Raw genomic sequence first — 13,091 nt, 5'->3', positions numbered from 1 at the left:
GAACTAAAATTACTTAATTTTAGCTTCTTTAAAAAGAACATGTTTACGAATCTTTGGATCAAACTTTTTGATTTCCATCTTCTCAGGCATGTTACGTTTGTTTTTGTCAGTAGTGTAGAAAAAACCAGTACCGGCAGTTGAAACTAAACGGATTTTATCGCGCATGATTCAGATCCTTAAACTTTAACGCCGCGAGCACGGATTTCTGTAAGAACCGTGTCGATGCCTTTTTTATCGATAATACGCATACCTTTAGTAGTAGTGCGTAATGTTACAAAACGTTTTTCACTTTCAACCCAAAAACGGTGTGTTTGTAGGTTAGGTAGGAAACGACGTCTAGTCGCGTTTCTCGCGTGTGAACGGTGATTACCAACCGCAGGACGCTTACCTGTAACTTGACATACTTTAGACATGTCTATATATCTCCAATAACTTCGCTCGAGCTTAATTTAATCTAAGGCCGTGTATTTCCGCCCTAGAGATAAATCGAAGGGCGCTCTTTATACAGCTTTTACAGGCAAAGATCAAACACTGATCTATCCAATCAGCTCATATATGTAAATTTGATAGCGGCTAATTATAAAGATCGAATGCCCTTAGGGAAAGTAAAAACTGCATTTAAATTAAACTAATTTGCCAAAACACGTTAAACAGCTCATTTTTAACACACTTCTGTATCTAACAAAGCTAAATCAGGCCTCGCTCGGCAAACGAAACACACGTTTCTCCACCAACAATGATGTGATCAAGCACACTTATGTCGACCAATTGCAGTGCTTGCTGCAATTTATTAGTAATAAGTTTGTCTGCTTGGCTCGGTTCTGCAATACCACTTGGATGATTATGCGCAAAAATAACAGCGGCTGCATTATTTTTAAGGGCAGCCTTTACCACTTCACGCGGATAAACACTGGCAGAATTAATTGTGCCATAAAAAAGTATTTCATCTTTTACTAATCTATTTTGGCTATCTAGGTATAACACCATAAATACTTCTTGTTGCAAGCCTCGCATTTGAATTGTTAGGTAATCGTAAACTGAGTTTGGCGAATTAAACACGGCGTCTCGTTGGCAACGCTCCTGCATATAACGTTGGCTTAGCTCTAACACAGCTTGTAGCTGAACATACTTAGCGGTCCCTAACCCCTTTTGAGAGCAAAACTCCTCAATGCTGGCATTAAACAAATTATGAAGTGTTTTATTCTCGTTTAATAAATGCTGAGCCAACTCAATTACATTCATTCCCGGTAACCCTGTTCGTAAAAATATGGCAAGAAGCTCTGCGTCAGTCAGCGCCTTAGCCCCCTTTGCTATGAGCTTTTCACGAGGTCGAAGTGAGTTTGGTAGTGAAGTAAGTTGCATTATTCATCCTTGAGAGGCGAAAGTGTCTTATAAATGTAATGCAAATTTGAAATTTAGCCTGCTATTTCGAATTAAAAAACTTCGCTGTATGGGTAAAGATTTGTTATTTTAAGCCCAATATTTAATAAAAACTGATGAACATCCATGACTAACTTAACAAACAAAAAAATTGTACTAGGTATTACCGGCGGTATTGCAGCTTATAAATGTGCAGAACTCGTTAGGCGATTAAAAGACTCTGGTTGTGAAGTAAAAGTAGTTATGACTGAATCAGCTAAACACTTTATTACACCACTGACCATGCAAGCCGTTAGTGGAGAAACAGTCTCTGACTCATTACTAGACCCTTCTGCTGAAGCTTCAATGGGGCATATTGAATTTGCAAAATGGGCTGACTTAATTTTAGTTGCTCCAGCGACGTGTAATATTATTGCTAAAATGGCAGCCGGCATTGCTGACGACCTACTAACGACGTTACTGCTAGCAACGCCTGCAAAAGTCGCAGTTGCACCAGCAATGAACCAGCAAATGTATGCACACGCAGCAACACAAGCTAATTTAGCCACATTAAAAGCACGTAACGTACTTATTTGGGGCCCGGGTAAAGGTGAGCAAGCGTGTGGTGATATAGGCGCTGGACGCATGTTAGAGCCTCATGAGCTAGTTGCGCTATGTATAGCAAAAGAGCAACCGCAATTACTTGCAGGAAAAACAATTACAATAACAGCAGGCCCAACGCGTGAGCCTCTCGATCCGGTACGTTTTATATCAAATCACAGCTCTGGAAAAATGGGTTATGCACTGGCAGAAGCCGCTTTGCAACTCGGTGCTAAGGTTAATTTAATTTCGGGTCCGGTCACTATAAAAGCCCCTACTGGCGTAAACCTTATCAATATAGAAAGCGCTGAGGAGCTATTAACTGAGTCACTTACCTATGCACCACAATCAGATGCATTTATTGGCTGCGCTGCTGTAGCGGATTATCGAGCTGCAAACATTGCGACTCAAAAAATGAAAAAGCAAGGCGACGAACTCACTCTTACTTTAACTAAAAACCCTGACGTAATTGCAGCTATTGCCAACCTTAAACAAAACCGTCCTTATACTGTGGGGTTTGCCGCCGAAACTCAAAATGTAGAAAGCTATGCTAAAGGTAAACTACAAAATAAAAATCTAGATATGATTTGCGCTAATGACGTATCAAAAAGTGGCTTAGGGTTTAATTCCGATCATAATGCTTTAACACTGTACTGGCATAACGAACAACTAGAATTACCAACTACAAGTAAAATAGAAATAGCTCGCAAGGTGATCGAACAGCTGGCTAAACATCTATAAAAAGGCTGGAAACAAACTGAATAAAACATTAACATACGCCAATCATTTGAACAAAAAATGACTAGGGTTCTTAACTGCGCCACTAAGAATAACTAATAAAAAGGAATGTTCATGCCTGCGACAAAAAGAAGTAATCGCAAAGAGCAAATACTGCAAGCACTCGCACAAATGTTAGAAACTAATTTAGGACAACGTATCACCACAGCAAAACTAGCTGCTGAGGTGGGTGTGTCTGAAGCCGCGCTATACCGTCATTTTCCGAGCAAAGCGCGTATGTTTGAGGGCTTAATTGAGTTTATTGAAGATACCCTTTTATCTCGTATAAATATTATTATTGAAAACGAAAAAGAAAGCCAAACGCGCATTTACAACATTTTATTATTACTTCTAACCTTTGCTGAAAAAAATCCAGGCATTACTCGTATTTTAACGGGCGATGCTCTGCAAGGTGAGCAGGAACGTTTACGCGAGCGGGTACAAAGTCTGTTTGAAAAACTAGAAACTCAGTTTAAACAAGTACTTCGTGAGCGTAAATTACGTGAAGGTAAAAACTTCCAAAGTGATGAGCTTACACTTGCAAACTTTTTACTTGCCTACGTTGAAGGCAAAATGAATCAGTTTGTACGTAGTGACTTTAAAGCAAAGCCAAGTGTTCAATTTGAAAAACAATGGCTTGAGCTACAAAAAATTTGGCTGTAATGTTTGCTAAATTAATAAATTAAATACCAAAAAACGACCTACGGGTCGTTTTGTCGTATGTAGCTGCCATTTAACTGATCCGCTCGAATTATGAACCAAACTCGTTACAATGAAACAATGTCATAATACGAGAATCAATAATGAAAACAAAACTCACCTTATTAAGCATGGCACTCGTTGCCAGCTTAACTAGCACCGGCATACACGCCAAAGAATCGCTACAATTTAAAGATGTTTTTAGTTTTAAATCAGCTAAAAGCACGCAACTATCTGACAATGGTCAAGTACTCACTTTTAGTGCAACGCCGTATCGTGGAAATGCAACTGGCCAAGTTTACTCACTACAAAGCAATACTCTCATCGCAGAAGTAGAGCGCGGCACTAAGCCTCATATTAATAAAGCCGCTAACTGGGTCGCTTTTACACAAGTACCTACCTTACTTGAAAAAGAAACAACCAAGAAAAAAGATACCCTTAAAAACAATCTGGTACTCGTAAACACACAATCAGGTGCCCAACAAAGCTTTGCTGATGTAAAAGATTACACGTTATCTGATGACGGTATGTGGCTTGTTTATCGTTTAAATAAAAAAGACGATGACGCAAAAGTAGAAGATAAAACCGATAGCACTAAAAACGAAGTAGACAACGCTATCACGCCCGATAAAAAAGATAAGAGCTATGCGCTTGTTATCGTAAATTTATCTGATAAACGCACCCATACAATAGAAAACGTATTTAGCTACGCGATTAACTCAGCCAACAGCCAGCTATTAGTGAGTCAAAGTTACAGCGATGGTAATAACAACCAAATAGCGTTAATTGAGCTAAGTGACTTTAATTGCAGCGTATTAATTGATGAACCGGGCGTAATCGCAAATAAAATAGCGTGGCACCCAACTGACAACATTGCAGCGTTTACATTGGGTAATTATGTAAATGATGACACGCGCCGTCGAAGCTATAGTTTACAGCTATATAAAAACGATAAACTTTCAACAATAGCATCACCTGATAAAACATGGGTTTTAGGTAAAACAGCCTCTCTTAAGTGGTCAGAAAATGGCGAGCGCTTATATTTTGAAAACCATCCAAAATTAGCAGCTAAAGTAAAAGCCAAAGAATATACCGATGAAGCCTCATTGTACGACTTTGATACCATACGTGAACATAAAGGTTTAGATGTATGGCATAACAACGATGCGCAAATAAAACCACGTGAAGAACAACAATGGAATCAAGTTAATAAAAACCGCCATTACAGCGCGGTATATCACGTTAACTCGCAAAAAGTGGTACAACTAAGTACCTCTAATATGCCTGAAGTTGCGCTAAACCCTGAGCGAGATGTGTCTTTACTTGGCTCATCTAACATCCCCTACCTAGAAAAAATAATGTACGGCGGTTTTTTTGCTGATTACTTTGCAGTAAATATAAACACCGGTAAACAAACTCCCATTATTAGTAACTACCCGTTTCGGCCAAGCCTTGCACTAAATGGTGAATTTGCAGCTTATTTTAGCGATAGCCAAATACAGCTAAAAGATTTAAAAAATAATAAAGTAACACCGCTTACAAAAGCGATTCAGGCAACCTTTGCTGATGATAAACACGACTACCCATCTACTCAACCTGGTTATGGTTTTGCTGGTTGGATGACCGATAGCAGCCAAGTGCTTGCTTATAGTAAATACGATATTTGGGCATTTGACGTAAAAACGCAGCAAGCTAAACGCCTAACTAATGGTAAGCAAAGCAATACGCAGTACCGTGTTATTAAGCTTGATAAAACCCAAGTGGGCTTTAAAAAAGGCGATACATTACTTGTCTCTGCTATTAACTTACAAACTAAACAAAGCGAAGTTGCAAAGCTCGACTTAACCACTAACACAATAACTAACGTGCTTAGCGGTAATAAACGCTTTGATATGGTTAAAAAAGCAAAAAAGGCTGACAAGTACTTATTTACCTCGCAAACTTATAGCCAATTTCCTGATTACTACCAAACTGATTTTAGCTTTAGCGCACCAAAACAAGTGACCACGCTAAACCCACAAATTAATAATTTTGCGTGGGGCGAAAAGCCAGAGCTGATAAGCTATAAAGGTTTTGATGGCGAAGACTTACAAGGCGTACTTATAAAACCAGCGGGCTATAAAAAAGGCGATAAAGTACCTGTGGTTGTGTATTTTTATCGTTACATGAGTCAACGCATGTTTGATTTTCCTAAGATGGAATTAAATCATCGCCCTAACTTCCCTATGTTTACCTCAAACGGTTATGCAGTATTTTTACCTGATATTCGTTTTGAAATAGGTCACCCGGGTAAATCGTCAACGCAAACCATGATAAACGCTACCCAAAAATTAATAGATTTAGGCATAGCCGACCCAGATAAAATAGGCTTACAAGGTCACTCTTGGGCGGGCTATCAAAGTGCGTTTATGATAACCCAAACAGATATGTTTAAAGCGGTTGTATCTGGCGCGCCAGTATCAAACATGACCAGTGCTTACAGTGGCATACGTTTAAAATCGGGCCTTGCTCGTCAATTTCAATACGAAACAGGACAAAGCCGTATTGGCAAAAACTTATTTGAAGCACCAGAACTTTATATAGAAAACTCACCAGTATTTTTTGCAGACAAAGTTAATACACCTATCTTAATAATGTCTGGCGACAAAGACGATGCAGTGCCTTGGCATGAAAGTGTGCAGTATTACTTAGCGCTACGCCGTGCAGGAAAAGATGCTACATTTTTACAATACGAAGGTGAACCACACCACTTGAAAAAGTTTCCTAATCAGGTCGATTTTTCAGTACGTATGATGCAGTACTTTGATCATTACTTAAAAGGCAAGCCAGCTGCAAAATGGATGACACAAGGCGAGGCATTTATAGAGGAATAGATATAACATTTATTCAGAGCTCTACGTAAGCGATAACGGCGAGCTCTGCGTCAATTAAATCAAGGCGAGGCATATTACATTTAAGTAATCAGTCACTACCTAGTCCTTCATACCTTTGAAAAATGCTGTAATGATCTTTAAACTTTTATAAACACCACCGTATATAAGCGTTTTAATCAAAGTAAAAAACTATAACAAAAGCCTAATATAAGTAATAATCACTAAATTCAGAGGTTAAAGAGTCGTTCATTATGCTAGGTTTTTGGTACAAAGAGTTTCCACAATACCCAAAAGACCATAAGGATTTTTGGCGTACTCGCTTAATAGCCCACTCTTTACTAATAACTACATGTTACTTTTTAGTTTTAACACTCCTCAATCTTTTTTATTTTAAAAGCTATGACATTGCTTTAATTGATGCCTTAGGACTTACTATATCGTTAGGTATTTATACTTGGTTTAATAAAACAGCCAACGTAAATGCAGCAGCGTGGGCTGTTACCCTTATGGTCGTTAGCTTAATTATGATGTTTGTGGTTTCTGTAGGTGGGCATGCGCATTCTTTATTTTGGGCGACGTTAATCCCGCCTTTTAGCTTTTTTTTAGTTGGAAGAAACTGGGGAAGTCTATTTAGTGCAGTCGCCTTTACTATTTGTGCGTATCTTGTGTATTTACAACAACAGCAAACCGTAACAATTGGCTTAGGCTCTTTATTTAATCTTATAGAGGTAAGTCTTGCTCATATTTTAATTTTTAGATTTTACGAAAAAACACGGTTTTCGGCATACACTCGATTATCTATCCGTAACTTAGAAATTCAACACTTAGCAGAAACCGATAAGTTAACGGGGCTTTATAACAGGCAAAAATTTGATTTTGAATTATCACAGTTAATTGCTAAAAATGACGTTTTTAAAACCCCGCATTGCTTACTTATTTGCGATATAGACCACTTCAAAAATATAAACGATACCTACGGGCATTTAGTTGGCGATAACGTACTCACTGAATTTTCTAAAATATTAAAAATGCGTATGGGAAATGATGCACTTATTGCGCGATGGGGCGGAGAAGAATTCACGATTATTTTATCGAACACCTCTTTAAATGATAGCGCTAAAAAAGCTGATGACCTGAGAAAATATATTGCCGAAAACAGCATTACAAATATAGCATTTACTATAAGTATTGGGTTAGCAACGATACAAAAAGACGATACAGTGCTAAAACTATTGGAGAGGGCTGATACTGCGCTATATAAGGCTAAAAATAATGGACGCAATAAAGTATGTGTTAGCGATAACGATTCAACCGTTATCGCTCAATCAACTTACTTAAATGGGTCTATAGCCTAAACTTAAGCGTACTGCCCACAAGCAAATCCACAGCTCCAAGCATACTGGAAATTGTAGCCCCCTAACCAACCCGTTACGTCAGTTACTTCGCCTATAAAGTATAGGCCTTTAGCTTTTTTAGCTTCAAAGGTTTTTGAGCTCAACTCGTCGGTATCTACACCGCCCAAAGTTACCTCAGCAGTACGATAGCCCTCGGTCCCATTAGGCTTTATTTGCCACGCATGAATATAATTTACTAACTCATCTATTTGAGCATGTGTAAGCTGATTAATATTACAATCTGGTATCGCTTTGCTTTCGTGCAGTATTTCTATAAAGCGTTTAGGTAAAATAGTCGCAAGGCTGTTTTTTAACGACTTTTGGGCTTGTGTTTCACGCCAATCAGCAAGTTGCTGCTTTAAATTAATTTCAGGTAATAGGTTTATAGTTACAGCCTGCCCTGCTCGCCAAAATGAGCTTATTTGCAATATTGCAGGGCCCGATAACCCTCGGTGAGTAAAGAGGATATTTTCTTTAAATACAGTGCCGTCTTCGCTTGAAACTTCACAAGGGATACTAATTCCCGAGAGCCCTTCAAAACGCTCTTTATCATGCTGATGCAAAGTAAATGGTACAAGTGCTGCCATGGTTGGTAACACGCATAAGCCAAACTGCTCTGCAATTTTATAACCTATTGGTGTAGCCCCTAGTTTTGGCATAGTTAAGCCACCCGATGCAATAACTAACGACTCACAGATTAAGGTTTCTTGCTCTGTGGTAACGCTATAGCCGGTTTCGGTTTTTGATACGCTGATCACTTCACTGCGTAGCTTTATATTTACTCCGGCCCACTCACATTCGGTTAGTAAAATATCAACAATGTCTTGTGCATTGTTATCGCAAAAAAGCTGGCCTAGTGTTTTATGGTGATACGCCAAGCCATGCCTGTCCACCAGCTCAATAAAGTCATGCTGTGTATAGCGACTTAAGCATGATTTAACAAAATGAGAGTTTGTGCATAAGTAGTTATCCGGGGTTGCATTTTCATTTGTAAAATTGCAACGCCCACCACCACTTATTAAAATTTTACGACCTGGTTTTTTCCCCATATCAAGTACTGTAACGCTTCGGCCACGGTATCCAGCTTGCGCTGCACACATTAATCCTGCTGCTCCCGCACCTATTACAATTACATCTACTTGGGTCATTTATTTATCTCATTAAAAAATTTGCTCGATTATAGCAAAGTTTAATAGCTAACAACGCAGCATTTGAATTATTAGTAATAACACAACAAAAACGCATCAGTAATAAGTAGGGAATAATTACCCCCACAATAAAACAACCCTTTATGCTTATTTTTAATTTATATGACAAATACTAAACAACGAGTAAACCGCTAAAAACCTGGGTTATAACTAAATGAAAGAGGTACATAATAAATTGATATTTTAACCTAGTTAACAGATCGTTTACTTTTGTTCCCGCATCGTGATCTTATATCACGAAATAATAAATAAAAATCTAGGGATAATTATGACAACTAGTAAAACTTTTAAAAGATGCGCAATTGCAATTACAGTTAGTACGCTTTTTGCAGCAACATCTGGCATGGCTCAATCAGTTTCAAGTTCAATGGCTGAAACATCGGCTAAACTACAAAGCCAAGGCAGTTTCGAAACTCAGTTCATTATTAAATATAAAAATAATAACGAAATGGCGAGCTTTTCAACTGCTGACGCAAACCCGTCTAGCATGAAAAAGCGCGCACAGAGCTTTGTTAAAAACTTCGCTTCTAAAAAAGGCAAAGTAAAAGCAAAATATATTCGTGCAATGGCACTTAATAACCACCACGTAATGCGTGCTGATAAAAAATTAAGTGCGGCAGAGGCCCAAGAGTTTATGCAAGAAATGGTTGATTCAGGCAATGTTGAATACATTGAAGTGGATCAAATATTAAAGCCGTTTTCAACTCCTAACGATCCACGCTTTGATGACCAATGGCACTACTACGAGCAAGCCGGTGGTTTAAACTTACCTACTGCATGGGATACCGCAACGGGTAGCGGTGTAGTTGTAGCTGTACTAGATACGGGTTACCGCCCACATGCCGATTTAAATGCTAACATTTTACCGGGTTACGATATGATCTCTAACCTATCGGTAGCTAACGATGGCGGTGGTCGCGATAGCGATGCACGTGATCCTGGTGATGCAGTTGCTGCGAATGAATGTGGCACTAACGGTGCACAAAACTCTAGCTGGCACGGCACGCACGTAGCCGGCACAGTTGCTGCGGTAACCAATAACGGTGAAGGTGTTGCAGGCGTAGCTTATAACGCAAAAGTAGTGCCTGTTCGTGTACTTGGTAAGTGTGGTGGTTTAACCTCTGATATTGCAGATGGTATTATTTGGGCATCTGGCGGAAGTGTTTCAGGCATTCCTGCTAACTCAAACCCTGCAGATGTAATAAATATGAGTTTAGGTGGCAGCGGTTCATGTAGCTCTACAACTCAAAATGCAATTAACACCGCGCGTAGTAACGGCACTGTGGTAGTTATTGCTGCAGGTAACGATAACGATAACTCCGCAAACTACAACCCAGGTAACTGTAATGGTGTAGTAAACGTAGCATCAGTAGGTCGTAATGGCGGTCGAGCTTATTACTCAAACTACGGTAGCAATATTGATGTTGCAGCACCGGGTGGCGCGCAAAGTTTTGCAAACGACTCCGAGGGTGTTCTATCAACTTATAACTCAGGTTCGTCTACACCTTCAAGCGACAGCTACGGTTATTCGCAAGGTACATCAATGGCTGCGCCTCACGTAGCAGGTGTTGCGGCACTTATTAAGCAAGCAAAACCAGATGCAACGCCTGACGAAATAGAAAGTATTTTAAAATCAACAACCCGTTCGTTCCCTGCTACATGTACTAGCTGTGGTACGGGTATTGTTGATGCAGCCGCAGCTGTTGCAGCTGCAAGTGGCGGCACTACTCCGCCTACAGGCGGTGATAGCGAGCTTATTAATGGTGAAGCTAAAACAGGTTTAAGTGGGGCTGCAAATGCACAAGCGTTTTACACTATGACCGTACCAAGCGGTGCAACTAACGTAACATTCACTATGAGTGGTGGTACTGGTGATGCTGATTTATACGTACGTGCGGGCAGTAAACCTACAACTACTACCTATGACTGTCGCCCTTATAAAGGCGGTAATAGCGAAGAGTGTTCTATTGATAACCCTACTGCGGGAACTTACCACGTAATGCTTAACGGCTACTCTGCGTATTCAGCTGTGAGCTTGGTAGGTAATATTACTGGTGGTTCATCGTCTGGTGGCGGTACAGGCACTCCACAAGCAGGCGGCGGCACTATAAGCGATGTGACAGCCAATACTGGTCAGTGGAAACATTACACGTTAGATGTACCTGCAGGAATGAGTACGTTTACAGTAACAACGTCGGGTGGAAGTGGCGATGCAGACTTATTTGTAAAATATGGCAGCCAACCAACAACCACTACGTACGATTGTCGCCCTTATAAAAATGGCAACGCAGAAACATGTACATTTACCAATCCACAAGCAGGTACTTGGCACTTAAGCGTTAACGCCTATAGCACTTTCTCTGGTTTAACACTTAGCGGACAATACCAACCGTAATTTAAAATTTGAGCCGTAAATAAAAAACCGATGTTGTTTCCAACATCGGTTTTTAAATAGTAAGTAGCTGATTAATTAAAGCTAAAACCTACATTTTATTACTGTTATAGCTTCTCTAGTACTGATTCTGCACGGCTTACAACAAACTCTTTGTCTTGCTCTACAAATAAACCAGTTACTACTGCATTTTCAACAATCATAGCGTAACGCGTTGAACGTAAACCACCAAAACTAGCGGTATCTTTATCAAGCCCTAACGATTTAGTGAAACTTCCATCGCCATCAGCAAGCATTGTAATTTCTTGCGCGTTTTGCGAGTCGCCCCATGCTTTCATAACAAATGCGTCATTAACAGATACACAGTAAATAGCATCAACACCTTTTGCTTTAATTTTATCAGCAAGAGTAATAAATTCAGGTAGATGTGCATTTGAACACGTTGGTGTAAATGCACCTGGCACTGCAAATAACACGACTTTTTTACCTTCAAACAACTCTTTGTTTGTAAGAGATTGCATACCGTCGTCAGTTAATTGCGTTAACGTAACCGATGGTAATTCTTGGCCTTGCTCAATCATGGTGGTTCCTTTAAAAGATCAATACAGAATAAGTAACAATCATACTACGTAACCTATTACAGTGTAGGTAAAGTGTAACTAACTTAGTAACCCAGAGTAGTCTAGCAAAGGTTTATAGACCGCGTTCACTACATTTTATGAAAACTATTTTAGCTTCTATAGTTTTCATAAAATTTATTGCTCTGTAGTTAAGGTAAATTCAAATCGTTTATAAAGCGAGAAAAGTCATTACCTAACTTTTTATCCCGCATGCTGTACTCGACAATTGCTTTTAAATAGCCTAACTTATCTCCGCAATCGTGAGAGCGACCACTCATATGGAATGCTTCAACAGTTTCTTGTGCCATTAATGCGTCAATAGAATCTGTAAGTTGTATTTCACCGCCAGCACCTACAGACGTTTTTGCAAGTAGAGGCCAAATATTCTTACTCAGTACATATCGCCCTACAACAGCAAGATTTGAAGGTGCTAAATCTGCATCAGGTTTTTCAACCATTGCTTTAATTGCAGCACTTTTACCTGGCATTAACTCAACACCGTTTATATCAGCAATACCATATTTACTAATGTCTTCTTTAGCTACTGGCTCAAGCATTATTTGACTTGCTTGAGTTTCTTTAAAGCGTTTAATCATGGCCGCTAAGTTTTCAGTTTTTTGGTCCGCTGTATAAGCATCAAGTATCACATCTGGCAGGAGCACTACAAAGTTATCGTCACCAACTATTGGCTTAGCACACAAAATAGCATGCCCTAGCCCTTTAGCTTCACCTTGGCGTACACTCATAATGGTGACATCAGGCGGACAAATAGAGCGAATCTCATCTAATAAAGCACGTTTAACACGTTTTTCAAGAGTAGCTTCTAGCTCGTAACTTGTATCAAAATGGTTTTCGATTGCATTTTTAGAGCTGTGTGTAACTAATACAATATCTTTAATACCGGCAGATACACATTCGCTGACAATATATTGAATTAGAGGTTTATCAACTATAGGGAGCATTTCTTTTGGAATAGCTTTTGTCATAGGGAGCATTCTCGTCCCTAAGCCTGCTACTGGAATTACAGCTTTCATATCTATCCTTAGTGATTAAGTTTGTAAATAAACTAGCAGATACAAAATAGATACCAGCTGAATAAAGTTACCTCTTTTGAAGGAGTAAATTTGAAGCTGCTTTTAAAGTGAAGACTCTACACTTTGGGAATATAA

General features: G+C 39.3%; 11 protein-coding genes. 5 read left to right on the top strand and 6 right to left on the bottom strand.

From position 1 onward, the window contains the following. Positions 1 to 9 precede the first annotated feature (9 nt). The 3 genes from rpmG to radC form a co-directional block, all read right to left on the bottom strand. Positions 10 to 165 (bottom strand): 50S ribosomal protein L33, encoded by a 156-nt coding sequence (gene rpmG, locus GQR46_RS08190; RefSeq protein WP_004335545.1) that lies wholly within the window; start codon positions 163 to 165, stop codon positions 10 to 12. Between the two features lie 11 nt (positions 166 to 176). Continuing rightward, complete coding sequence (gene rpmB, locus GQR46_RS08185) at positions 177 to 413, bottom strand: 50S ribosomal protein L28 (RefSeq protein ID WP_004335549.1); 237 nt, start codon at positions 411 to 413, stop codon at positions 177 to 179. Between the two features lie 274 nt (positions 414 to 687). Then, a complete protein-coding gene (gene radC, locus GQR46_RS08180; protein WP_007581936.1) occupies positions 688 to 1,362 on the bottom strand; it encodes a DNA repair protein RadC in 675 nt (224 codons plus the stop codon). A 144-nt stretch (positions 1,363 to 1,506) separates the two neighbouring features. Between radC and coaBC the strand changes: the two genes are divergently transcribed. The 4 genes from coaBC (at position 1,507) to GQR46_RS08160 (ending at position 7,663) form a co-directional block, all read left to right on the top strand. Continuing rightward, on the top strand, positions 1,507 to 2,700 hold the full coding sequence (gene coaBC / locus GQR46_RS08175; protein ID WP_007581934.1) for a bifunctional phosphopantothenoylcysteine decarboxylase/phosphopantothenate--cysteine ligase CoaBC: 1,194 nt from the start codon (positions 1,507 to 1,509) through the stop codon (positions 2,698 to 2,700). 111 nt (positions 2,701 to 2,811) lie between these two features. Further along, positions 2,812 to 3,399 carry a nucleoid occlusion factor SlmA gene (gene slmA / locus GQR46_RS08170; protein ID WP_007581932.1) on the top strand — a complete coding sequence of 196 codons (588 nt, stop codon included), beginning with the start codon at positions 2,812 to 2,814 and terminating at the stop codon, positions 3,397 to 3,399. 140 nt (positions 3,400 to 3,539) lie between these two features. Then, entirely contained in the window at positions 3,540 to 6,308 is a 2,769-nt protein-coding gene (locus GQR46_RS08165; RefSeq protein ID WP_165740668.1) for a prolyl oligopeptidase family serine peptidase, read from the top strand. A gap of 251 nt (positions 6,309 to 6,559) precedes the next feature. Next, positions 6,560 to 7,663: a GGDEF domain-containing protein gene (locus GQR46_RS08160; RefSeq protein WP_165740667.1), complete on the top strand. Its 1,104-nt coding sequence runs from the start codon at positions 6,560 to 6,562 to the stop codon at positions 7,661 to 7,663. Between the two features lie 2 nt (positions 7,664 to 7,665). On the opposite strand, the gene GQR46_RS08155 is transcribed toward GQR46_RS08160, so the two are convergent. Continuing rightward, positions 7,666 to 8,850, bottom strand: coding sequence for an NAD(P)/FAD-dependent oxidoreductase (locus GQR46_RS08155; protein ID WP_165740666.1), 1,185 nt, complete (start codon positions 8,848 to 8,850; stop codon positions 7,666 to 7,668). 328 nt (positions 8,851 to 9,178) lie between these two features. On the opposite strand from GQR46_RS08155, the gene GQR46_RS08150 reads away from it, so the two are divergent. Further along, on the top strand, positions 9,179 to 11,305 hold the full coding sequence (locus GQR46_RS08150; RefSeq protein ID WP_165740665.1) for a S8 family peptidase: 2,127 nt from the start codon (positions 9,179 to 9,181) through the stop codon (positions 11,303 to 11,305). 104 nt (positions 11,306 to 11,409) lie between these two features. Here GQR46_RS08150 and GQR46_RS08145 read toward each other — a convergent pair whose 3' ends face one another. Continuing rightward, complete coding sequence (locus tag GQR46_RS08145) at positions 11,410 to 11,883, bottom strand: peroxiredoxin (protein ID WP_007586078.1); 474 nt, start codon at positions 11,881 to 11,883, stop codon at positions 11,410 to 11,412. 188 nt (positions 11,884 to 12,071) lie between these two features. Then, positions 12,072 to 12,956, bottom strand: coding sequence for a UTP--glucose-1-phosphate uridylyltransferase GalU (gene galU / locus GQR46_RS08140; RefSeq protein WP_165727154.1), 885 nt, complete (start codon positions 12,954 to 12,956; stop codon positions 12,072 to 12,074). Between the last annotated feature and the right edge of the window lie 135 nt (positions 12,957 to 13,091).

The sequence above is a fragment of the Pseudoalteromonas sp. Z1A6 genome (assembly GCF_011378745.1).
GTDB lineage: Bacteria > Pseudomonadota > Gammaproteobacteria > Enterobacterales > Alteromonadaceae > Pseudoalteromonas > Pseudoalteromonas arctica.
The sequence above is the reverse complement of the archived record's forward strand: the minus strand, read 5'-3'. Positions and strand labels throughout refer to the sequence as shown.